The 23,053-nt window shown below is 67.9% G+C and carries 19 protein-coding genes and 1 pseudogene; 11 read left to right on the top strand and 9 right to left on the bottom strand.

The genetic code is table 11. The features are described 5' to 3' along the window. Positions 1 to 233 precede the first annotated feature (233 nt). The 4 genes from UU7_RS03975 to UU7_RS03960 all read right to left on the bottom strand — a co-directional run bounded on the left by UU7_RS03975 (position 234) and on the right by UU7_RS03960 (position 4,176). A complete protein-coding gene (locus tag UU7_RS03975) occupies positions 234 to 617 on the bottom strand; it encodes a hypothetical protein (protein WP_007805565.1) in 384 nt (127 codons plus the stop codon). Then, positions 614 to 1,894: a serine--tRNA ligase gene (gene serS, locus UU7_RS03970; protein WP_007805564.1), complete on the bottom strand. Its 1,281-nt coding sequence runs from the start codon at positions 1,892 to 1,894 to the stop codon at positions 614 to 616. The genes UU7_RS03975 and serS overlap by 4 nt, the downstream gene beginning before the upstream one ends. A 269-nt stretch (positions 1,895 to 2,163) precedes the next feature. After that, the gene (locus UU7_RS03965) at positions 2,164 to 2,742 is read right to left on the bottom strand and encodes a hypothetical protein (RefSeq protein ID WP_007805563.1); all 579 of its coding nucleotides are present in this window, start codon (positions 2,740 to 2,742) and stop codon (positions 2,164 to 2,166) included. Between the two features lie 78 nt (positions 2,743 to 2,820). Then, the gene (locus UU7_RS03960) at positions 2,821 to 4,176 is read right to left on the bottom strand and encodes a replication-associated recombination protein A (RefSeq protein ID WP_007805562.1); all 1,356 of its coding nucleotides are present in this window, start codon (positions 4,174 to 4,176) and stop codon (positions 2,821 to 2,823) included. A gap of 212 nt (positions 4,177 to 4,388) precedes the next feature. Between UU7_RS03960 and UU7_RS03955 the strand changes: the two genes are divergently transcribed. Next, the gene (locus tag UU7_RS03955) at positions 4,389 to 7,403 is read left to right on the top strand and encodes a ligand-binding sensor domain-containing diguanylate cyclase (RefSeq protein WP_007805555.1); all 3,015 of its coding nucleotides are present in this window, start codon (positions 4,389 to 4,391) and stop codon (positions 7,401 to 7,403) included. A gap of 45 nt (positions 7,404 to 7,448) precedes the next feature. On the opposite strand, the gene UU7_RS03950 is transcribed toward UU7_RS03955, so the two are convergent. From UU7_RS03950 to ald, 4 genes are all read right to left on the bottom strand, one after another. Next, positions 7,449 to 8,141 carry a YoaK family protein gene (locus UU7_RS03950; RefSeq protein WP_007805554.1) on the bottom strand — a complete coding sequence of 231 codons (693 nt, stop codon included), beginning with the start codon at positions 8,139 to 8,141 and terminating at the stop codon, positions 7,449 to 7,451. 7 nt (positions 8,142 to 8,148) lie between these two features. Next, positions 8,149 to 8,808, bottom strand: a complete 660-nt coding sequence (lolA, locus tag UU7_RS03945; RefSeq protein ID WP_007805553.1) for an outer membrane lipoprotein periplasmic chaperone LolA — start codon at positions 8,806 to 8,808, stop codon at positions 8,149 to 8,151. Positions 8,809 to 8,886: 78 nt separating this feature from the next. Beyond that, entirely contained in the window at positions 8,887 to 11,214 is a 2,328-nt protein-coding gene (locus tag UU7_RS03940; protein ID WP_007805552.1) for a DNA translocase FtsK, read from the bottom strand. A gap of 30 nt (positions 11,215 to 11,244) precedes the next feature. Continuing rightward, complete coding sequence (gene ald / locus UU7_RS03935) at positions 11,245 to 12,309, bottom strand: alanine dehydrogenase (RefSeq protein ID WP_007805551.1); 1,065 nt, start codon at positions 12,307 to 12,309, stop codon at positions 11,245 to 11,247. A 216-nt stretch (positions 12,310 to 12,525) separates the two neighbouring features. On the opposite strand from ald, the gene trxB reads away from it, so the two are divergent. The 3 genes from trxB to aat all read left to right on the top strand — a co-directional run bounded on the left by trxB (position 12,526) and on the right by aat (position 15,575). Continuing rightward, complete coding sequence (gene trxB, locus UU7_RS03930) at positions 12,526 to 13,488, top strand: thioredoxin-disulfide reductase (RefSeq protein WP_007805550.1); 963 nt, start codon at positions 12,526 to 12,528, stop codon at positions 13,486 to 13,488. A 204-nt stretch (positions 13,489 to 13,692) separates the two neighbouring features. Further along, entirely contained in the window at positions 13,693 to 14,838 is a 1,146-nt protein-coding gene (locus tag UU7_RS03925; RefSeq protein WP_007805549.1) for a GNAT family N-acetyltransferase, read from the top strand. Then, the gene (gene aat, locus UU7_RS03920) at positions 14,835 to 15,575 is read left to right on the top strand and encodes a leucyl/phenylalanyl-tRNA--protein transferase (protein WP_007805548.1); all 741 of its coding nucleotides are present in this window, start codon (positions 14,835 to 14,837) and stop codon (positions 15,573 to 15,575) included. The genes UU7_RS03925 and aat overlap by 4 nt, the downstream gene beginning before the upstream one ends. Positions 15,576 to 15,601: 26 nt before the next feature. Here aat and ispG read toward each other — a convergent pair whose 3' ends face one another. Then, a complete protein-coding gene (ispG, locus tag UU7_RS03915) occupies positions 15,602 to 16,861 on the bottom strand; it encodes a flavodoxin-dependent (E)-4-hydroxy-3-methylbut-2-enyl-diphosphate synthase (protein ID WP_040672706.1) in 1,260 nt (419 codons plus the stop codon). 228 nt (positions 16,862 to 17,089) lie between these two features. On the opposite strand from ispG, the gene ccoN reads away from it, so the two are divergent. The 7 genes and pseudogenes from ccoN to ccoS all read left to right on the top strand — a co-directional run. Continuing rightward, the gene (ccoN, locus tag UU7_RS03910) at positions 17,090 to 18,556 is read left to right on the top strand and encodes a cytochrome-c oxidase, cbb3-type subunit I (RefSeq protein ID WP_007805544.1); all 1,467 of its coding nucleotides are present in this window, start codon (positions 17,090 to 17,092) and stop codon (positions 18,554 to 18,556) included. A 127-nt stretch (positions 18,557 to 18,683) separates the two neighbouring features. Then, entirely contained in the window at positions 18,684 to 19,343 is a 660-nt protein-coding gene (gene ccoO / locus UU7_RS03905) for a cytochrome-c oxidase, cbb3-type subunit II (RefSeq protein ID WP_007805542.1), read from the top strand. Continuing rightward, on the top strand, positions 19,340 to 19,525 hold the full coding sequence (locus UU7_RS03900) for a cbb3-type cytochrome oxidase subunit 3 (RefSeq protein ID WP_007805540.1): 186 nt from the start codon (positions 19,340 to 19,342) through the stop codon (positions 19,523 to 19,525). The genes ccoO and UU7_RS03900 overlap by 4 nt, the downstream gene beginning before the upstream one ends. Beyond that, positions 19,522 to 20,430 carry a cytochrome-c oxidase, cbb3-type subunit III gene (ccoP, locus tag UU7_RS03895; protein ID WP_040672704.1) on the top strand — a complete coding sequence of 303 codons (909 nt, stop codon included), beginning with the start codon at positions 19,522 to 19,524 and terminating at the stop codon, positions 20,428 to 20,430. The genes UU7_RS03900 and ccoP overlap by 4 nt, the downstream gene beginning before the upstream one ends. Continuing rightward, the gene (locus UU7_RS03890; RefSeq protein WP_007805536.1) at positions 20,414 to 20,671 is read left to right on the top strand and encodes a hypothetical protein; all 258 of its coding nucleotides are present in this window, start codon (positions 20,414 to 20,416) and stop codon (positions 20,669 to 20,671) included. Before ccoP ends, UU7_RS03890 begins: the two co-directional genes overlap by 17 nt. Further along, entirely contained in the window at positions 20,668 to 22,926 is a 2,259-nt protein-coding gene (locus UU7_RS03885) for a heavy metal translocating P-type ATPase (protein WP_007805534.1), read from the top strand. The genes UU7_RS03890 and UU7_RS03885 overlap by 4 nt, the downstream gene beginning before the upstream one ends. After that, positions 22,923 to 23,042, top strand: a pseudogene (gene ccoS, locus UU7_RS18900) (cbb3-type cytochrome oxidase assembly protein CcoS); the annotation flags it as partial. The gene UU7_RS03885 and the pseudogene ccoS, both read left to right, overlap by 4 nt. Between the last annotated feature and the right edge of the window lie 11 nt (positions 23,043 to 23,053).

The raw sequence follows: 23,053 nt of genomic DNA, 5'->3' as shown, positions 1-23,053 counted from the left end.
AAACCACTCGGCCATCTCTCCAGAACTCGTTGTCTGCTGTAAGGCGCGCTCTGCGCGCCACTACGGCAGTTTTGTTCCGGGCATCCTGCCCTCCACCCCTTCGGGCCAGCGGCTGCGCCGCTGTCCGCTTCGGCTTCCCGCCTCCGCGTCAAGACTGCTGCCTTAAACCACTCGGCCATCTCTCCATGAATCTTTCACCAGCAGGTTGCTCTGCCGGCAAGCGTGCAAGCTTATCAGGAACCCAGCGGCGGACTACCGCTGCGGCCCTTCTTCGACAGCGCCATCAGGCACCCCACCAGAATCGCCACCGGAATCAGCGCACCCAGCAGCGGGAACAGCAGCACCGGTTCGCGAATGACCATCGGCACCAGTTGGGTGGCGCTGGCGAAGGCGATGATGCACAGGCGCAGGCGGCGGTTGTGGCGGGCGAACCAGAAGCTGCCGATGACCAGCAGCAGTGCGATGACCGACAGTGCCAGGTCGATCTTCGGCATCTGCCATACGCCATCGAAACCGAGGCGCATGCCGAGGACCGAGAGCAGCACCAGCATCAGGAAGTAGCTGGTGTAGAACTCGACCTTGTCCCACTTGCCGGTCGATGCGACCACGGTGTTCACGCGATGCGATCCAGCCCGCCCATGTACGGGCGCAGCACTTCGGGCACGGTGATCGAGCCGTCGGCGTTCTGGTTGTTTTCCATCACGGCGATCAGGGTGCGGCCGATGGCGAGGCCGGAGCCGTTCAAGGTGTGCACGAGTTCGGGCTTGCCGGTTTCCGCGTTGCGCACGCGGGCCTGCAGGCGGCGGGCCTGGAAGTCTTCGCAGTTGGAGCAGCTGGAGATTTCGCGGTAGGTCTGCTGGCTGGGCAGCCACACTTCGAGGTCGTAGGTCTTGGTGGCGCCGAAGCCCATGTCGCCGGTGCACAGGAGCATCTTGCGGTACGGCAGGCCGAGTTTCTGCAGCACGGTTTCGGCGTGGCCGACCATCTCTTCGAGCTGCGCGTAGGACTGCTCGGCGCGGGCGACGTGCACCATCTCGACTTTCTCGAACTGGTGCTGGCGGATCATGCCGCGGGTGTCGCGGCCGTAGCTGCCGGCCTCGGCGCGGAAGCACAGGGTGTGCGCGGTCATCCGCAGCGGCAGCGCGTCGGCGTCCTGGATGGTGTCGCGCACCAGGTTGGTCAGCGAGACTTCGGCGGTGGGGATCAGGTAGCGCCGGGTCTCGCCCACTTCGGTGGCGAACAGGTCTTCCTCGAACTTCGGCAGCTGGCCGGTGCCCTGCATGCTGTCGGCGTTGACGATCACCGGCACGTTGCATTCGAGGTAGCCGTGTTCGCCGGTGTGCAGGTCGAGCATGAACTGGCCCAGCGCGCGATGCAGGTGCGCCAACTGGCCGCGCAGCACGGTGAAGCGCGCGCCGGAGAGCTTGGCGCCGGCGTCGCCGTCGAGCCAGCCATGGGTTTCGCCCAGCTCGACATGGTCCTTCACCGCGAAGTCGAACGTGCGGGGCGTGCCCCAGCGGCTGGTTTCGACGTTGCCGTGTTCGTCCTTGCCGATCGGCACCGACTCGTGCGGGATGTTCGGGATGCCCAGCGCGATGTCGGCGAGCTTGGCCTGCACCTCGGCCAGCGCCTGTTCGTTGGCCTTGAGCTTGTCGCCGATGCCGGCGACTTCCGCCATCAGCGGCGCCACATCTTCGCCTTTGCTTTTTGCCTGGCCGATCGCCTTGGAGCGGGTGTTGCGCAGGTTCTGCAGCTCCTGCGTTTCCATCGCCAGTTGCTTGCGGCTGTTCTCGAGCGCCTCGACCGCGGTGACGTCCAGTGTGTAGCCACGGGTTTCGGCGAGGCGTGCGGCGGTTTCGGCGAGGCGCGAACGCAGCAGGGAGGGATCCAGCATGAGCGAAGTCCGGGTGAAGGCTTGAACCGGGAATTATCGCTGGGTGGTGGTGGTGGCTGCAATGCAGCGCGGGTTCGCGTGGAGGGGGTTGCGCGGGCGCGGAGCTCAGGCTTTTGGCTTGGGGCCTCAAGCTTGCGTTGGGCGGCCGCTTGATCTCGTGGGGGCTTCACCCCTCCCCGGCCCTCCCCTGCTGCCCGTCCCGCAAGGGGACTTCCTGCGGTCGCAGGGAGGGGGAGTACCGGCTCCGCGACTGAGATGCAGGCGGCTTTTTAGCTGGCGAGCTTGCGTTCGCTGCGGCCCAGCCACCAGGCCATCGCGGCGCCGGCGAGCAGCCAGCCGACGAGTTGTTCGACCAGGGCGGCCAGGGTGAAGTCGAGCGGGAAGCGATACCAGTTCCAGTACGGCAGCACCGTGCTCAGCCAGGCGAACACCGCGGCGGTGGCCGCCACGCCGATGCGCCGGCGGAAGCCCAGTCCGGCCAGTCCGAGGATGCAGGCCAGCGCCAGGGCGGCGAGCGTGTCCGATGCCCATTGCCGTCCGATCTGCGGACCCATCTGCATCATGTCGTCGCCTTGCGGCAGGTAGACCACCCACGCATACGGCGAGCTCGCAGCCTTGGCCGAGTAGGCCTTCATCACCGCCTCGTCGCCCATCCTTTTCGGGTCCAGCGACGGCAGGATGTAGAGGCCGGGCTGGTTGCCCAGCCCTTCGTGCAGGCTGTTCAACACCAAGTCCTCGTGGGCCGGCAGCTGGATGCCGACATCGCCCAGCCCCAGCGCCATGTGCGCCAGCACGCCCCACATGAAGATCACGATGCCGCCGATCAGACCCGCCACGAGTATGCGCATGGTTCTCCCCTCCCCGGTTGACGGCACGAATCTATGCCCGGCATCACGGCGACGGCAAGGGGGCGTGCAACAGCGCCGTCAGCCGCCGCGGGCCTTTTCGCGGGCGGCGCGCAGGGCCAGCAGTTTCTCGCGCAATTGCAATTCCAGGCCACGTTCGACCGGTTCGTAGAACACGCTGCCGACCAGTTCGTCGGGCAGGCACTGCTGATCCAGCGCGATGCCGCCTTCGGCGTCGTGGTCGTACTGGTAGCCCTTGCCGTAACCGAGGCCCTTCATCAGCTTGGTGGGCGCGTTGCGCAGGTGCATGGGCACGTCCAGCGTGCCGCCCTGGCGCACGGCGTCGCGGGCCTTGTTGTAGGCCATGTACGCCGCGTTGCTCTTGGGCGAGATCGCCAGCCAGATCGCCAGCTGGGCCAGGCCCAGCTCGCCCTCGGGACTGCCCAGGCGCTCGTAGGTGTCCCACGCGTCCAGCGCCATGCGCCAGGCGCGCGGCTCGGCCAGGCCGACGTCCTCGACCGCCATGCGGGTCATGCGGCGCGCCAGGTACAGCGGGTCGACGCCGCCATCGAGCATGCGGCACAACCAGTACACGGCGGCGTCGGGATCGGACGAGCGCACCGACTTGTGCAGCGCCGAGATCTGGTCGTAGAACTGCTCGCCCTGCTTGTCGAAGCGGCGGGTGCGGTCGGCCAGCACCTGGCTCAGCGTGGCTTCGTCGATGGTGCGCTCGTGGGCCAGCTCGGCGGCGATTTCCAGCAGGGTCAGCGCGCGGCGCACGTCGCCGTCGGCGGCCTGGGCAATCGACTCCAGTGATGCGTCGGACACCTGCAACTGCAGCTCGCCGAGGCCGCGCTCGCCGTCGGCCAAGGCGCGCTTCAGCGCGGCGATGATGTCCGCGGTGGAGACCGGCTCCAGCACATGCACGCGGCAGCGCGAGAGCAGCGCGGAGTTCAGCTCGAACGAGGGATTCTCGGTGGTGGCGCCGATGAAGATGATCACGCCGCGTTCGATGTGCGGCAGGAACGCGTCCTGCTGGGTCTTGTTGAAGCGGTGCACCTCGTCCACGAACAGCACGGTGCGCCGGCCCTGGGCGAAGTTCACCTCGGCCTCGGCCAGCGCCTTGCGCACGTCCGGCAGGCCGGACAGCACGGCCGAGATCGCGCGGAAATCCGCGTCGGCGTAGCGGGCCACCAGGAGGGCCAGCGTGGTCTTGCCGCAGCCGGGCGGACCCCACAGCACCATCGAATGGATCTTGCCGGCTTCCAGCGCGCGGCGCAGCGCCTTGTCCGGGCCGACCAGACGCTGCTGGCCCACGATTTCGTCGATGCTGGTGGGGCGCATGCGCTCGGCCAGCGGCTTGAGCGCTTCGGGTTCGGCGAACAGGCCAGGGGAAACGGGGGAAGTCGGGCGTGGCATCGGGCCATGATAAGCCATCGTCCCGGCACCGGCCGGGCTCCGGAAAACTCGCAAAATACCGCTAGAATGGCGGCACCTTGCGGCCCACGTCCGCACGGACAGGCCGGGGGCGCGGGCGGGATGAAGTCGGCTACAGGGGAATCGTTCAAGCGGACCACCTTGCGGGCGGGCGCAAGCGGCGCGCGCCTGCCATGCGGCCTGCTTGATCCGTGACGCGGTCGAAGCTCCAGTTGCGCTGCGCGACCCTGGTCGGGTTGTTGCTGTGCCTGCTGATGGCGTTCGCGCCAGCCCGGGCCAGCGGCACCGATCCCTGGTCGCCGTTCGATGCGCCGTGGTTCAGCACCCTGGACATCGCCGAGGGCATTCCCCACTCCACCACCACGGCCGTGGTGCAGGATCGCAGCGGGCTGATCTGGATCGGCACCATCGGCGGGCTGGTTCGCTACGACGGGTATCGCGTCGAAGTGCTGGGTACCCGCAACCACAACAGCCCCGGCCTACCTGACAACTATGTGCGTTCGCTGTACGCGCTGCCCGATGGCGGCCTGCTGATCGGCACCAATGCCGGCGGACTGGTCCGGTTCGACCCGGGCGACAACAGCTTCAAGGTGTATCCGGTGGGCCCGCAGGGCCTGTCCGATCACAAGGTCTACGCCATCAGCAGCGATCGCGCCGGTGGCGTGTGGGTCGCCACCGAAGGCGGACTCGACCATCTGGACCTGGCCAGCGGCGTCATTCGCCGGGTCGACACCGGCAAGGCGACGGTCGCGCGCAATTTCAGCGTGCTGCAGGATCGTGAAGGCAACGTCTGGCTGGGCAACAACAGCGGCCTGTTCGTGCGCCGGGCGGGCAGCGACACATTCGTGCGCGAAGCCTCCACCGACCAGGACGCCAGCACGGTGCTCGGCGACCAGATCTGGAGCATCCTGCTGGATCACGCGGGGCGGCTGTGGGTGGGCAGCGTGCAGGCCGGCGCCGCCTGGCGCGACGCCGACGGCCACTGGCACGGCGTGCCCGGGTTCAGCGGCTACGCCAACGGTGCACGCCATCCCACCGTGCGCGACATGCTGGAGGTGGCCGACGACAAGGTGTGGATCGCCACCGATGGCAACGGCGTCATCGAGTACACGCCCGGCAATCCCGCCACCCACGCGATCGCCCACGACCCGGCGGTGCATTCGTCGCTGCCGGGCGACTCGGTGCGTTCGCTGCTGCTGGATCGTGCCGGCAATCTGTGGGCCGCCACCGATCTCGGCGTGGCGCGCACGCACCGCGGGGTTCACACCGCGTTCTCGCTGCTGCCCTCGCCGCTGGATCCCAATGCGCTGAGCACGTCCAATGTGCGCGCGATCTTCGTCGACAGTCGTGGTCGGATCTGGCTGGGCCTGGGCGCCGGACACATCGACATCATCGACCTGAAAGCCGGGCGCATGCAGCACCTGCTGCTGGCCGGCAGCCAGATCCAGCGTGGCGTGCACAGCATCACCGAAGCCGCCGACGGCTCGATCCTGGTCGGCACGCAGGGCCTGGCGCGGATTGACCCGGACACGCTGGCGATCGAGAACTCGATCGTGCCCGAGCTGCACGACAAGCCCGTCCTGGGCTTGAAGCCCGACGGCGACCGGGTGGTGATCGGCACCTACGACGGCATCTACCGCTACGACCCCGCCACGCATGCGCTGGAACACCTCGGCCACCGTGCCGGCGATCCGGCCAGCCTGGCCAGCAACACGGTGCGCGAGATCGTGCGCGTGGGCAGCGAATGGTGGTACGCCACCAGTCGCGGCATCAGCATTGCCCACGGCAACAGCCTGCCCGCCGGCTTCACCAACTTGCTGCACCGTCGCGGCGACCCCACCAGCCTGCCGCAGGACTACATCAGCTCGCTGATGGCCGCCGCGGACGGGCGCGTGTGGGCCAGCACGCTGGGCGGGCTCAGCGTGCTGCACCAGCAGGACGACGGCGCCTGGAGTGCACGGACCATCGGCACCGGCGACGGCCTGTCCAGCGACAACATCAACACCGTGCTGGCCGATGACGGCGGACAGATCTGGGCCAGCCTTTCGAACGGCGTGGCGCGGATCGACAGCCAGACCCTGGCGGTGGCCAACCTCGGCGCCCGCGACGGCCTGCACATCGCCAGCTACGTCAGCATCGCCGCGGCCCGCGCACCCAGCGGCGAACTGCTGTTCGGTGGCCAGGCCGGGCTGACCGTGATCCGCCCGCACTGGCAGCCGCCGACCAGCGCGCTGGCCCCGCTGGTGATCACCCGCGCCGAGATCAATGGCGTGCTGGTGCCGTTCGGCAAGCTGCCCGGCGACGGCGGCAGCATCCGGATCGACGGCGACACCCACAACCTGCGCCTGAACTTCGCCCTGCTCGACTACCAGGCCGCGATGGAGACGACGTACCGCTATCGCCTGGAAGGTTTCGACCAGAGCTGGACCGACATCCCCAAGGGCAGCGCGCCCAGCGCCAACTACACCAACCTGCCCCACGGCAGCTACCGGCTGCGCCTGGTGGCGACCACCCAGGGCCTGCAGCCGCGCACGGCCGAGACGCAGCTGACGGTGCAGGTCAGCCCGTACTGGTACGAGACCACGCGCACCCGGATCGCCGCCGCCATCCTGCTGCTGGGGCTGATCGTGCTGCTGGTGCACCTGCGCACGCTCTACCTGCGGCATCAGGCACGCCGACTGCAGCGCGAGATCGACGAGCACACGCGGGCGCTGCTGGCCGCCAATCGACGACTCGACGAACTGGCCAGCACCGACGGACTGACCGGCGTGTTCAACCGCCGGCGCTTCCTGGAACTGGTGCGCACGCTCAGCGAGAAGTCGCCCGACGGCGTCGCCTGCATGGCCCTGTTCGACCTGGACCGCTTCAAGCTGATCAACGACACGCATGGTCACCAGGCCGGCGACACGGTGATCTGCCAGGCAGTCGAGGTGATCACGCGGCATTGCCGGCACACCGACCTGATCGGCCGCTACGGCGGCGAGGAATTCGTGCTGTGCCTGCCCGATACCCACCTGCAGCAGGCGCACGAGATCATCGAGCGCATCCGCATCGAACTGGCCGGCATGACCCTGGTCCACGACGGCTCGCCGGTGATGGTGACGGCCAGCATCGGCATCGCCCAGCGGCAGCCCCACGAAGCCTTCGAATCGTGGTTGTCGCGCACCGACAAGGCGCTGTACCAGGCCAAGCGCAACGGCCGCAACTGCTGCGCCCTGGCCAGCTGAAAGCAGGCCAGGATCAGTGCCCACGCAGTTGAAAGCCGGCCTCGATCAGCCGGCGTCGGCGCGCCGTTCCATGCTGATCCGGTACTGGCGGTAGATGCTGTAGCCCAGGCCGCACAGGCCGGTGAGCGCCGCCGGCACCAGCAAGGTGCGCTCCTGCATCAGCTTGAACAGCAGCGCGCCGGCCGCACCGCCGAGGGTGAAGGCGGTGACCACCAGCACGCAGACGCGGATGCGCAAGGTATCGACCTGCAGACCGCGCAGGCGTTGCCCGATGTAGATGCCCAGGTCGGTGAACATGCCCGACACGTGGGTGGTGCGGAACACCATGCCGCTGTATGTGCTGGCCATGCCGTTCTGCAGGCCGATGCCGATCGATGCCAGGTAGATCCCCGCCGGATTGCCGCGGGTCATCAGGGGCACGGCGGCAAACAGCAGCAGTGACTCCAGCACCAGCGCGAGTCCGTAGCGGCGGCCGAGCTTGAGCGTGTGCTGCTGCACGATGATGCCGCTGAGCACGGCGCCAAAGACGAAGGCCGCGACCGACAACCCCCAGTGCACGATTTCGGTTCCATCGGCAGTGCCCAGCGACGCGCCCAGCAGGGTCGTCGATCCGGTCAGGTTGGTGATCGCCTGGTGGCGGAAGCCGAGGTAGCCGGCCGCATTGACGATGCCGGCAATGAAGGCCAGCACGCCGCCGCCCACCCAGGCCCAACCCGGCAACTGACGCAGGACGGGCATCGGCGGATCAGTCTTTCAGCGGCTGGGTGGTGATCACCGGCAGGTCGCCGATCACGTCGGCGCCCTTCGGCGGCACGAAGTTGAAGGTGGCCGGTGGAATCGGCGCATTGCGCTGCCAGTGGGAAAAGCGGATGTCGGTGGTGGAACCGAGCTGGTCGCGGAACGTCATGCGGGCCAGGCCATCGGCGTCGAAGCCGAGGTCGGCGTAGTCGAACTGCGGGTCCTTCGCGGTGGAACTGAGCCGCAGCCAGACCAGTCCGTCATGCTCGCCCTGCTCGACGACCTTGAAGTCCCGGTCCATCTGCTTGAGGTCGGTCAGCACGGTGAGCGGGCTGTGCGATTCCTCGCTGCTCTGGATGCGCACCGTCACCTGCTCCAGCTCCGGGTCGTACAGCCACACCCGGCTGCCGTCGGCGACGATGGTCTGCTGGTACGGCTTCACGGTGTCCCAGCGGAACTGCCGCGGCGCCTGCAGGGCCAGCGTGCCGGAACTGTTCTTGCTGGTGCTGCCGTTGATGTCGGTCAGGGTCTGGCTGAAATTGCCGGTCAGCGAATGCAGGCCAGTGGCAAAGGCATCCAGTCGTGCCCGCGCCGGGCCGGTGGCGGCCTGCGCCGCGGCACTCAGCAACAGCACGGCAGCGGACAGGACGAGCATGAAGCGTTTCATCGGATTCCCCGAGAATGACGATGGAAGAATTGTGGCCAGTGCTGGCTTAACCGAACCGTAGGAGTCGCGACAGCACCCTCAGTTCTTCGGCGGTGGCGGCGCCAGCACTTCGCGGTTGCCATTGTGTTGTGGCGCGCTGACCACGCCGTCCTGCTCCATCTGCTCGACCAGCCGCGCGGCCCGGTTGTAACCGATGCGCAAATGCCGCTGCACGCCGGAGATCGAGGCACGCCGCGTCTGGGTGACCACGGCCACCGCCTTGTCGTACAGCTGGGTATCGGCGTCGCCACCTTCCTCGCCCTCCTGCGGCAGGCCGGAGTCGTTGATGAACTTGCCATCGCCGGTGGCCTGCACTTCTTCCAGCACACCCTCGATGTAGTTCGGTGCCCCCTGCGAGCGCAGCCAGTTCACCACGCCGTGCACCTCGTGGTCGTCGACGAAGGCGCCATGCACGCGTTCGGGCGTGGCCGTGCCCGGCGGCAGGTAGAGCATGTCGCCGTGGCCCAGCAGCGCCTCGGCGCCGGACTGATCGAGAATCGTGCGCGAGTCGATCTTGCTCGACACCTGGAACGCGATGCGGGTGGGGATGTTCGCCTTGATCAGGCCGGTGATCACGTCCACCGAGGGGCGCTGGGTGGCCAGGATCAGGTGCACGCCGGCGGCGCGCGCCTTCTGCGCCAGGCGGGCGATCAGCTCCTCCACCTTCTTGCCGACGATCATCATCATGTCGGCGAACTCGTCGATGATGATCACGATATACGGCAGCGGCTCCAGCGGCTCGGCCGCCAGGTTCGGCATCTCCGGGTTGGGCCGGAACAGGGGGTCCAGCAGCGGCTGGCCGGCGTTCTCGGCGTCCTTCACCTTCTTGTTGAAGCCAGCCAGGTTGCGCACACCCACCGCGGCCATCAGCTTGTAGCGGCGTTCCATCTCGGCCACGCACCAGCGCAGCGCGTTGGCCGCTTCCTTCATGTCGGTGACCACCGGCGCCAGCAGGTGCGGGATGCCCTCGTACACCGAGAGCTCCAGCATCTTCGGGTCGATCATGATCATCCGCACGTCCTTGGGACTGGCCTTGTAAAGCAGGCTCAGCACCATCGCGTTGACCGCCACCGACTTGCCCGAGCCTGTCGTGCCGGCCACCAGCAGGTGCGGCATCTTGCCCAGGTCGACCACGATGGGTTTCCCGCCGATGTCCTTGCCCAGCGCCAGCGCCAGCGGCGACTTCAGCTGGTCGTACTTGTCCGAACGCAAAATCTCGGAGAGATAGACGATCTGCTTGTGCGTGTTGGGAATCTCCAGCCCGATCACGTTCTTGCCGGGGATCACGTCGACCACGCGCACGCTGACCACCGACAGCCCGCGGGCGATGTCCTTGTCCAGGCTCGACACCTGCGAGCCGCGGATGCCGGGCGCCGGCTCCATCTCGAAGCGGGTGATCACCGGGCCGGGATAGGCGCCGACCACCTTCACGTCGATCTTGAAGTCTTTCAGCTTGAACTCGACCTGGCGCGAGAGGACCTCGAGGGTTTCCTCGGTATAACCGGGACCCTGCGGCGGCGCTTCGTCCAGCAGCGACAGCGGCGGCAACTCGCCGGGCGTGGCGGCGCCGACGAACAGCGGGATCTGCGTTTCCAGCCGGGCCCGTTCGCTGCGCGTCACCGGCGCGGGGGGCGCCTCGATGCGCACCGGCTCGCGCCTGGCCTGGCGCACCGCGTCGGCCTTCTTCACCACTTCGCGTTCGGTGCGCGCCTGCCGCGCGGCCATCGCCTGCGGCGCCTCGCGCAACTTGCCGCGCAACCAGGCGGCCAGCTTCAGCACGCCCTGCCCGGTCCAGTCCATCACGCGGAACCAGGACAGCCCGGTGGCCAGCGTCACCGCGATCAGGAACAGCGCCAGCAACAGCAACGGCGCGCCCTTGTCGCCGAACGCGCTGAGCAGTGCATCGCCGACCCACACGCCGATGATGCCGCCCACGCCCTGGGGCAGCACCGGCTTGTCATGGAAATTCAGGTAGAGCAGCGCCGGCCCGGTGATGAAGAAGAACACGAAGCCGATCAGGCGCAGTGCCGGTTCCCATGGATGCACCACCCGTTCGTCGCCGCGCTGGCGCAGCACCTGCACGCCCAGCAACAGCAGCAGCAGCGGGAAGCAGTAGGCCACCAGGCCGAAGATCCAGCGCAGCAGGTCGGCGATGTACGCGCCGACGGTGCCGCCGAAATTGTGCGCATGCTCCAGCTGGCCGGCATTGGTCCAGCTGGGGTCATGCGGGTTGTAGCTGAACAGGCATACCAGCAGGTACACCGCCAGCGGCAGCAGCAGCAGGGCGCCGGCTTCACGCAGCCGGCGCTTCAGCTCCTCGCTGAGGCCTTCCCTCGGTTGTTGCTTCACGTTTGCGCTGCGCGCCACCTTGGGTGCCCCCTTCCTGGCTGCCAAGGGTCAGAGCATACCTTGCAGCGCCGGATGCACCAGCTTGCCGCCATCGACGTTGATGCCGACCTTGAGCGGCTCGAAGTCGCGCCATTCGTTGCCGGCGGCCAGGCGCTGCACGTACGGCAGGATCGCGGCGGAGATCGCCAGCGACGAGGTCTGCGGCACGGCGCCGGGCATGTTGGTCACGCAGAAGTGGGTGACGCCATGCACGTCGTAGGTCGGCTCCTTCCAGGTGGTCGGCCTGGAGGTCTCGAAGCAGCCACCCTGGTCGATCGCGATGTCCACCAGCACGCTGCCTGGCTCCATCGTCTTGACCATTTCTTCGGTGACCACCCGCGGCGCCTTGGCGCTGGGCACCAGCACGGCGCCGACCACGATGTCGGCATCGCGCACTTCCTCGGCCACGGACGACTCGTAGGCATACAACGCAGTGACGTTCGGGCCCATCGCCATCATCTCGGCCAGGCGATCCTGGCGCTTGTCGAAAACCACCACGTTGGCGCCGGCCGCAGCGGCCAGCGCAGCGGCGTTGCCACCGGCGGCACCCGCGCCCAGCACGACGACCTTGCCGCGCGGCGTGGAGGCCATGCCGCCCAGCAGCTTGCCCTTGCCGCCCTGCGGGCGATGCAGCAGCGTGGTGCCGATCTGCGTGGCGATACGGCCGGCGATCACCGACATCGGCAGCAGCAACGGCAGGCCGCCGTGTTCCTCCACCGACTCGAACGCCACGCCGGTCAGGCCGATGTCGAGCAGGCTCCTGGTCAGCGCCGGCTCGGCGGCCAGGTGCAGATAGCAGAACAGCAGGTGGTGCTTCTTCAGCAGGGCCAGGTCGCCGGCGATCGGCTCCTTCACCTTGACGATCAGCTCGCCCGCCTCGTACAGCGCCGCGGCGTCCGGCACGATCTTGATGCCTTCCTTGACATAGGCCTCGTCGGCAAAGCCGCTCTTCAGGCCGGCACCGGACTGGATGAACACTTCGTGGCCACGGCGCACCAGGTCGGCGGCGGCGGCGGGAACGAGGGCAACACGACCTTCGAGGGTCTTGGTTTCGGAGGGGATACCGATACGCATGGAAGAAGAATCCTGTGGGAGCACGTTGTGAATCCATCGCGCAACCGCCGCGGTGGTGTCGTTGATCTGCCGGCACCTTGAATCGGTGCTGCGTATTCCCCATCCTTCCGGGGTTCGTGCGCTTTGTCGTCGTCAGCCCGCGCATGGCGATGAAACCGCCGCGTGGGCTGGAGCGAACAGCCACTCAAGTCACCAGCAAACCCAAGGATTATAACCATGAGCACCCCCAAGCACAGCCGTCTGCTGATCCTCGGCTCCGGTCCCGCCGGCTACACCGCAGCGGTGTATGCGGCGCGCGCCAACCTGAAGCCGACCATGATCACCGGCCTGCAGCAGGGTGGCCAGCTGATGACCACCACCGACGTGGACAACTGGCCGGGCGACGTCGAGGGCCTGCAGGGCCCGGCGCTGATGCAGCGCATGGCCGAGCATGCCGAGCGCTTCCACACAGAGATGATCTTCGACCACATCCACACGGTCGACCTGAAGCAGAAGCCCTTCCGGCTCAAGGGTGACTCGGGCGAATACACCTGTGACGCGCTGATCGTCACCACCGGCGCCACCGCCAAGTACCTGGGCATCGCCAGCGAGGAGAAGTTCAAGGGCAAGGGCGTGTCCGCCTGCGCCACCTGCGACGGCTTCTTCTTCCGCGACCAGGACGTGGTGGTGATCGGCGGCGGCAACACCGCGGTCGAGGAAGCGCTGTACCTCGCCAACATCGGCCGCAAGGTCTACCTGGTGCATCGCCGCGACAAGCTGCGCGCCGAGAAGATCATGCAGGACAAGCTGTTCGAGAAGGCCGCCGCCGGCAAGATCGAGCTGGTCTGGAACCACACCATCGACGAGGTGCTGGGTGACGACAGCGGCGTCACCGGCGTGCGCGTGAAGGACGTCAACTCCGGCGTCACCCGCGACATCGAGGCCACCGGCTTCTTCGTGGCGATCGGCCACACGCCGAACACCGGCATCTTCGAAGGCCAGCTCGACATGCACGACGGCTACATCAAGATCCACAGCGGCCAGGGCGGCATGGCCACGATGACCTCGGTGCCGGGCGTGTTCGCCGCCGGCGACGTGGCCGATCACGTGTATCGCCAGGCCGTGACTTCGGCCGGCTTCGGCTGCATGGCCGCGCTGGACGCCGAGCGCTGGCTCGACCAGCAGACGCCGGTGGTCTAGGCCGGGAATCGGGAATCGGGAATCGGGAATCGGGAATCGCAAGAGCATCGCGTTCAGGGCATTCTTTGGTAGCGGAGGCCGAATCCGAACAGCCGTCATTCCCGCGACCAGCCGTCATTCCCGCGAAAGCGGGAATGACGTCGAAAGGGTGGAAACGACGCTCAGCTTCCCGAATCTCTCGCAACACGGTATTCCTGCCACCTCATGCATGACATCCGCTTCCACGCCGCGATCGCCGAGCTGCCTGCCGCGGCGTGGGATGCACTGCTTCCGGAACCGAACCCGTTCGTGTCGCACGCTTTCCTGCAGACGCTGGAAAGCAGCGGCTGCATCCGTCCCGACTGGGGCTGGCAGGCGCATCACCTGACCCTGCATGAAGGCGAGCGGCTGGTCGCGGCCGCGCCGCTGTACCTGAAGGGCAACTCGCACGGCGAGTTCGTGTTCGACTGGAGCTGGGCCAGCGCGTGGGAGCGCGCCGGTGGCCAGTATTACCCCAAGCTGCTCAACGGCGTGCCCTACTCGCCGGTGCCCGGCCCGCGCCTGCTCGCCGGTCGCGACGACCGTTCGCCGGCACTGCGGCGCGAACTGGTCCAGGCGATGCGGCGCGAAGTCGAGCGGCTGGGACTGTCTTCGATCCATGCCAACTTCCTGCCCGCGCAGGAACTGGCCGCGTTCGGGCCGGGCTGGCTGGCGCGCTCGGACGTGCAGTTCCACTGGCACAACCGGGGCTATCGCGATTTCGCCGACTTCCTGGCCGCGCTGAACCACAAGAAGCGCAAGAACATCGTGCACGAACGCCGCCAGGTCGCCCTCAGCGGGCTGGCCGTGGAATGGCGCTCCGGCGACAGCCTGGGCGATGAGGAATGGTCGCGCGTGCACCAGCTGTACGAAGCGACGTTCGACATGAAGGGCAACCACGCCGCGCTGACGCCTGCGTTCTTCGGCCGGCTGGGCGGGCTGGGGTCGACCATCCAGCTGGCGCTGGCCCGCGATGGCGCTCTCATCGTGGCGATGGCGCTGTTCGTCCAGGGCGGCAACGTGCTGTACGGCCGCTATTGGGGCGCGTCGATCGACGTGCCCGGCCTGCATTTCGAGCTGTGCTACTACCGCGGCATCGAGTACGCCATCGCGCAGGGACTGGAGCGTTTCGAACCGGGTGCGCAAGGCGAACACAAGCTGGCGCGGGGATTCCTGCCCGCGCGAACGCATTCCCGCCATTACCTGGTCAACCCGGACTTTCGTGCCGCCGTGGCGAACGCGCTTGCCGACGAGGCCGCCGCGGTCGACGACTATGCAGCGGACCTCGCCAGGCACAGTCCTTACGCCCGGCGCGAGGCGGTGATCCGGTGATCCGCCTGCCCCTGCTGGATGCCGATCACCGGGACCGCTTCCCCGATCCCGGCGAGGCGCTGGCCGAACCCAACGGCCTGCTCGCCTTCGGCGGCGACCTGGCGCCCGAGCGCCTGCTGGCCGCGTACAGCCGCGGCATCTTTCCGTGGTTCAGCGAGGGCGAACCGATCCTGTGGTGGTCGCCCGACCCGCGCTGCACCTTCGACACCGCCAGCGTCCGCCTCAACCGCAGCCTGCGTCGACAACTCCGCGGCCGGCACTGGCGCCTCACCGTCGACCACGCGTTCGAACAGGTGATCCGCGCCTGCGCGCAACCGCGCCGCGACGACGCCGGCACCTGGCTGGTGCCGGCGATGATCGACGCCTATGTGCAACTGCATCGGCTGGGCCATGCGCACAGCATTGAAGTGTGGGACGGCGAGCGCCTGGTCGGCGGCATCTACGGGGTGGCGATCGGCCGGCTGTTCTGCGGCGAGTCGATGTTCAGCGCCGAAAGCGGCGGCTCGAAGCTGGCGCTGGTCGCCCTCGCCCAACTGCTGCATGCGATGGGCTTTCCCCTGCTCGACACCCAGGTCAGCAACCCGCACACGCTGGGGCTGGGCGCGGTCGAGATCCCCCGCGCGGACTACCTGCAGCAAGTGGCGCGGCTGGGACAACTGCCCGGACGGGTCGGCAGCTGGGCGGATCTGACGCCCGAACTGCTCCAGCCCTGCATGGCAAGCCGCACGGACGATTGACCGGCCAACCGCTCCAGCAGCCGCGATCAACCGGCCCGGGCGGTGTACTTGCGCGCCACGTAGTCATCGAGGATGCCCACGAATTCGTTGGCGATGTTGTCGCCGCGCAAGGTCATCGCCTTCTCGCCATCGATGAACACCGGCGCCGCCGGGGCCTCGCCGTTGCCGGGCAGCGAGATGCCGATGTTGGCGTGCTTCGATTCGCCCGGCCCGTTGACGATGCAGCCCATCACCGCCAGGGTGAGGTTTTCCACGCCGTCGTACTGCACCCGCCACAGCGGCATCTGCTCGCGCACGTGTTCCTGCACGGTCTTGGCCAGCTCCTGGAAGAACTCGCTGGTGGTGCGGCCGCAACCCGGGCAGGCCGTGACCAGCGGGGTGAACGAGCGCAGGCCCATGGTCTGCAGCAGTTCCTGCGCCACGATCACCTCGCCGGTGCGCGAGGCGCCCGGTTCGGGCGTCAGCGAGATGCGGATGGTGTCGCCGATGCCTTCCTGCAGCAGCACGGCCAGCGCGGCGGCCGAAGCGGTGATGCCCTTGGAACCCATGCCGGCCTCGGTGAGGCCGAGGTGCAGCGCGTAATCGCAGCGAATGGCCAGATCGCGATACACCGCGATCAGCTCCTGCACACCGGAGACCTTGCACGACAGGATGATGCGGTCGCGCGGCAGGCCCAGCTTTTCGGCCAGCGCCGCCGAGTCCAGCGCCGAACGGATCAATGCCTCGCGCGCCACGTGCGAGGCATCCCACGGATCGGCGCGCCTGGCATTCTCGTCCATCAGCGCGGCGACCATGCTCTGGTCCAGCGAGCCCCAGTTGGCGCCGATGCGCACCGGCTTGCCGTAGCGCAGCGCCTTCTCGATGATCGAGGCGAACTGGCTTTCGTGCTTCTTGCCGAAGCCCACGTTACCCGGATTGATCCGGTACTTCGCCAGCACCTCGGCGCAGGCCGGCTCGCGCTCCAGCAGCAGATGACCGTTGTAGTGGAAGTCGCCCACGATCGGCACCTCCACGCCCATCATCGCCAGCCGCTCGGCGATGCGGGGCACCGCGGCGGCGGCGGCCGGCGTGTTGACCGTGATGCGCACCATCTCGGAGCCGGCGCGGGCCAGCTCGGCGATCTGTTTCGCGGTGCTGGCCGGATCTTCGGTGTCGGTGTTGGTCATCGACTGCACCACGATCGGCGCGCCGCCACCCACCTTCACCTTGCCCACGTGCACGGCCACGCTGGGCCGGCGTTGCGCCGGTTCTGCCGGGCGCGCTTTCTGTACAGCCATCTCACTCATGGATTCAACCGGATAACAGGCCGCGATAGTTCGCGGCGATGCCGGCAAGAATACCCGATCGGGGTTGCCCTTCCGTGGCAAATCGGCGCAGGCTGAACCCGCGCGTACCGGCTCCGGGACTTTTTGGGTGCGCGTCTCAGGGACGAATTGCCGCAGCGGCTTGATCGGAGTCAATACGGCGCCTCATGCTTCGCCTAAAATTGCGCAGTTATCCAGCCGGGAAGCCCCATGCCGAACACCGAGTATTACAACGACAGGGTCGTGCGCCAGTTCCTGCTGGCCGCCGCCGTATGGGGCATCATCGGCATGTCCGTCGGCGTCTACGCCGCCGCCGAGCTGATGTGGCCGGCGCTGAACTTCGAGACCTCGTGGCTGACCTTCAGCCGCATCCGCCCCGACCACACCTTCGGCGTGATCTTCGCCTTCGGCGGCTCGGCGCTGATGGGCACCTGCTATTACGTGGTGCAGCGCACCGGTCATGCCCGCCTGGCCTTCACCAGGCTGGCCGGGTTCACCTTCTGGGGCTGGCAACTGGTCTGCGTGCTGGCGATGACCACGATGCCGCTGGGGCTCACCCAGAGCAAGGAGTACGCCGAGCCGGAGTGGTTCATCGACATCCTGATCGCGGTGGTCTGGGTCAGTTTCGGCGTGGTGTTCTTCGGCTCGCTGGCGCGCCGGCGCATCAAGCACATCTATGTGGCGAACTGGTACTACGGCGCCTTCATCATCGCGGTGGGCCTGTTGCACATCATCAACAATCTGGCCATCCCGGTCTCGCTGACCAAGTCGTACTCGATCTACTCCGGCGTGGTCGACGCGATGGTGCAATGGTGGTACGGCCACAATGCGGTGGCGTTCTTCCTGACCGCCGGCTTCCTGGGCATGATGTACTACTTCGTGCCGCGGCAGGCGCAGCAGCCGCTGTGGAGCTACCGTTTTTCGATCGTCAATTTCTGGGCGCTGATCTCGGTCTACATGTGGGCCGGCGCGCACCACCTGATGTACACCGCCCTGCCCGACTGGGTGCAGTCGGTGGGCATGGCGTTCTCGCTGGTGCTGCTGATGCCCAGCCTGGGCTCCGCCGCCAATGGCCTGCTTACCTTCAACGGTTCGTGGCACAAGCTGAGGATGGACCCCGCCGCCAAGTTCATGGTGATGTCGCTGGTGTTCTACGGCGCCGCCACGTTCGAAGGCTCGATGATGGCGATCAAGTCGGTCAATTCGCTGTCGCACTACACGGACTGGACCATTGCCCACGTGCATTCGGGCTCGCTCGGCTGGGTCGCGATGATCACCATCGGCTCGCTGTACGCGATGGCCCCGCGCGCGCTCGGTCGCCCGGAAATGCATTCGCGCAAGGGGATGGAGCTGCACTTCTGGCTGCACATGATCGGCACCCTGCTTTACGTCGGCTCGATGTGGACCGCCGGCGTCACCGAGGCGCTGATGTGGCGCGCCACCAATCCGGACGGCGCGCTCACCTACGGTTTCCTGGACAGCCTGATCGCGATCAAGCCGATGTACGTGATCCGCTGGCTGGGTGGCGTTTGCATCCTGTCGGGCATGTGGGTGATGGCGTGGAACCTCTGGTACACCGCCGCCGACGCCCGTGCCCGGCTGATCAAGCCGATCCCGGTCCCGATTCCCGAGCCGGTGCCGCATCAGGTGCCCGCGCCACTTCCGGCCGCGGGCTGAGGGAATGGGCTGATGCGCTCGTCCATGCTCGCTGCTTCGGTCAAGCTCCTGTTTCGGCAAGACATCCCGGCCCGGCAAGCCCGAAAGCGTCCATCCATGGCCGCACTCTCCAAATAGATCCCATCTCATGGCCTACAAGCATTTCGAAGCAATTGAAAAACACGTCGGCCTGCTCGGCGTGCTGATCGCGATCATGGTCTCGCTGGGCGGCCTGGCCGAGATCACCCCGCTGTTCATGGAGGCGCATTCGGTGAAGGCACCGCCGGGCGTGAAGCCTTACGACCCGCTGCGGCTGATCGGCAAGGACGTCTACGTGCGCGAGGGCTGCTACCTGTGCCATTCGCAGATGATCCGCGCCCTGCGTTTCGAGACCGAACGTTACGGCCACTACTCCATCGCGGCCGAATCGGTCTATGACCGCCCGTTCCAGTGGGGCTCCAAGCGCACCGGGCCCGATCTCGCGCGCGTGGGCGGCAAGTATTCCGACGACTGGCAGCGCATGCACCTGATGAATCCGCGCCAGGTCGTGCCGCAGTCGAACATGCCCGCGTATCCGTGGCTGGCGCACAACAAGATCGATGCTGCCGACGTGCAGGCACGCATGCACGCCTTGCGCCGGCTGGGTGACCCTTATTCCGATGCCGAGATCGCCGCCGCCCCCGCCGCCGTGGAGGGCAAGACCGAACTGGACGCGCTGATCGCCTACCTGCAGGGGCTGGGCATCCGCAACGAACCCGCATCGACCGCGGCGGCCAATGCCGCGGCCAGCGATGGAGGCACGCCGTGACCATCAATCCGATCTGGGGTCACGTCACCGGGGTGCTCATCGCGCTGATGATGATCAGCTTCATCGGCATCTGGATCTGGGCGTGGCGCAAATACCACCAGCCGACCTTCAACCGCATGGCGCACCTGCCGCTGGAAGATGAGCCGGAAACCGATGTCCGCAACAAGGAGGATCGCCCGTGAGCAGTGGCTGGTCGTTATGGGTGATGTTTCTGGTGGTGCTCAACCTGGGCATCACCTTCGCGCTGTTCCTGTGGGCGCCGCGGGCGAAGATTCCCACCCGCCCCGACGGCACCACCGGCCACGTGTGGGCGCACGGCACGATTCTCGAAGGCCTCAAGGCGCTGCCGCGCTGGTGGATCGTGTTTTCCGGCAGCATGTTCGCGCTCGCCTTCCTGTACCTGTACCTGTACCCGGGCTTCGGCAACCACAAAGGTTCGCTGGGCTGGACTTCGCACGGCCAGCTGCAACAGGAAGTGGCTGCCAACGACGCGAAACTGGCACCGCTGATGGAGCGCTTCCGCCTGTATCCGGTGGAAAAGCTGGCCGGCGACCCGGATGCGCTGGCGATGGGCAAGGTGCTGTTCGAGGACAACTGCGCCGCCTGCCATCAGCGCAGCGCCAAGGGCAACGTGGCGCTGGGCGCGCCGGATCTCGCCGACAACGACTGGCTGTACGGTGGCAGCGGCAGCGACATCACCACCTCGATCCACGACGGCCGCAGCGGCGTGATGCCGCCGTGGGCGAGCCTGGGCGCGGACAACGTCAAGAACCTGGCGCAGTACGTGCTGAGCCTGTCCGGTGCGCCGCACGATGCGGCAAAGGCTGCCGCCGGCCAGCCGATGTTCGCCACCTGCGCGGCCTGCCACGGCGCCGAAGGCAAGGGCAACCCGGCGCTGGGCGCACCCAACCTCACCGACAGGATCTGGTTGCATGGCGGCAGCGTGGCCGATATCGAGAAGACCATCGGCGACGGGCGCCAGGGCCACATGCCGGCCTGGAGCCCGCGTCTGTCCGACGACCAGATCCACGTGATCGCCGCCTACGTCTACCAGTTGTCGCATCCGGTCAATGAACCACGGCAATGACAGCGCCGCCCGGCACGGGCCGGCGCACGGATCGGCCCGGCTCTCGGCCTGGTATCGACAGCCGATCGCGTGGTTGGGCGTGCTCGTCTTCGTGGCATCGATCGCCGGATGCGTGTGGCTGATCGTGGTCGGCAATCGCTACGCCGACACGCCGCTGGACACCTCGCACACCGTGTTCGGCGTGCCGGTCAGCGCGCATAGCGCCGCGAAGCCGCCGCCGACCACCGACCCGCCGCGATGAACAGCTACGCGGCGTGGGCCCATCCGCAACTCGCCGCGCAGGTGCTACGCCTCCGTCGCGACGGCAACAGCGAGGCCGCCCTCCTGGTCGAGTCGCTGGCGGACGCGCGCCAGGTGTTGCGGCTGGAACAGCTGCTGCGTTCGCTGCCCGGCGTAAAGCGCGTCGCCATCGATCGCCCGGCGTGCCGGGTACGCGTGGTGCTGGATGCCGAGCGCACGCCGCTGCCCACCCTGCTGGCGAATTTCGCCGCGGCCGGCTGCCCGGCGCAGCCGCTGCAGCACGGCAGCATCGACGACGTCCGCTCGCAGGAACAGCATGACGCGCTGAAGCGCCTGCTGGTGGCCGGCATGTGCTCGATGCAGGTGATGACGTACGCGTTCGTCATCTACATCGGCGTGGTCGATTTCGTCGACTTCAGCACGCGCAACCTGTTCCGCTGGCTCGGCCTGCTGACCAGCCTGCCGGTGGTGTTCTACTCGGCGTTGCCGTTCTTCCGCGGCGCGCTGCAGGAACTGCACGAGCGCCGGCTCGGCCTCAACCTGCCGGTGGCGCTGGCGGTGGCCCTGGTGTTCCTGGCCAGCATGTTCAACACGCTGCGCGGCAGCGGCGAAATCTACTTCGACTCGGTGACCATGTTCGTCTCGCTGCTGCTGGGCGGGCGCTACCTGGAACTGCGTTCACGCCATCGCAGCGGCGCGATGGGCGACGCGGTGATCGACGGCGCGCCCCTGCTGGCGCAGCGCCGCCGTGCCGACGGCGAGCTGGAAACGGTGCCCGCGATGACCCTGCTGCCCGGCGACCGCGTGCACATCGCCGAAGGCACCCGCGTGCCGGCCGACGGCGTGCTGCAGAGCGCCCACGTCGAGGTGGACGAGGCACTGCTGTCCGGCGAATCGCGCCCGGTGCGTCGCGCGCGGGGCGAGCCGCTGATTGCCGGCAGCGTGCTGTTGTCCGGCCCGGCCGAACTGCTCGTGGAGCACAGCGGCGACACCACCGCCGTGGCGCGGCTGGGCGAACTGGCCGCCCGCGCGCGGCAGGCGCGCTCGACGATCGCGGCCAGCGATCGCGTGGTCGGCCGCTTCGTGGCGCGGGTGCTGGGCCTGACCGCACTCACCGCCATCGGCTGGCTGCTGGTCGATCCGGCGCGCGCATTCGAGGCAGCGGTGGCGGTGCTGGTGGTCGCCTGCCCCTGCGCCTTCGCGTTGACCCGGCCAGCCACGCTGACCCGGGCGCTCGGCGTGCTGGCCGGCCGCGGCGTGCTGGTGACCCGCGGCGATGCGCTGTGCCGGCTGGCCGAGGTCGACTACGCCCTGTTCGACAAGACCGGCACGCTGACGGTGCCGCAGCTGCAGCACCGCGCAGTCGAGCCGCTGCGCGGCGACAGCGTCGAGCAGGTGCTGCAGCTGGCTGCTGCGCTGGCGCATGAAAGCTCCCATCCGCTGGCCCGCGCCCTGGCCGATACCGCTCGCCAGCGCGCCTTGCCGCTGCAGGCGCAGTCCGTGCAGGTGGCTGCCGGCGCCGGCATTTCGGGCGAGGTGGCCGGTCGCGCACTGTGGCTGGGACGCGCCGACTACGCGCTGGCGTGCAGCGGCCAGCCGGCTCCCGCCGGTGTCGCGGATGCCTTGCTGCTGACCGACGCGGACGGCGCCATCGCAGCTTTCCATCTCGACGAACAGCCGCGCGCCGATGCGCAGCGTGTGCTCGAACGGCTGCGCGGGGACGGCATCACCACCAGCATGGCCAGCGGCGACGCGAGCAGCCGCGTGGCCGCGATGGCGGCCCGCCTGGGCATCGCCGACTGGCACGCCCGGCAGTCGCCGGCCGACAAGCTCGAACGCCTGCAGGCAGCCCATGCCGAAGGCCACACCACGCTGGCGGTGGGCGACGGCAGCAACGACGCGCCGCTGCTGGCCGGTGCCGACGTCTCCGCAGCGCTCGCCTCCGGCACCGAGCTGGCCCAGGCCCATGCCGACCTGCTGCTGATGGATGGACGTCTGCACGGACTCGTCGACGCATGCTCGATCGCCCGTCAGCTGCAGCAAGTCACCGCGCAGAGTCGCCGCTGGGCGCTGGGCTACAACCTTTGCGCCGTACCGTTTGCCGCGTTCGGCATGGTGCCGCCGTGGCTGGCCGGCATCGGCATGTCGCTCAGCTCGCTGGTGGTGGTGCTGAACGCATTGCGCGTGGGCCGGCCGGAGGCCGCGGCCGATGACCGCGCCGGCCCGGCCACCGGCGCACGCGAGTTGCCCGCATGAACATCCTGCTGGTGCTGATCCCGGTGACCCTGGTAATCGTCATCGTGGCCGTGCGGCTGTTCTTCTGGGCGGTCAACCACCAGCAGTTCGACGACCTGGACAGCCCGGCGATCCTGCCACTGCTGGA

The organism is Rhodanobacter spathiphylli B39 (assembly GCF_000264295.1).
Classification (GTDB): domain Bacteria; phylum Pseudomonadota; class Gammaproteobacteria; order Xanthomonadales; family Rhodanobacteraceae; genus Rhodanobacter; species Rhodanobacter spathiphylli.
Note: the sequence above shows the minus strand (reverse complement) of the source record. Positions and strands in the feature narration are given on the sequence as shown.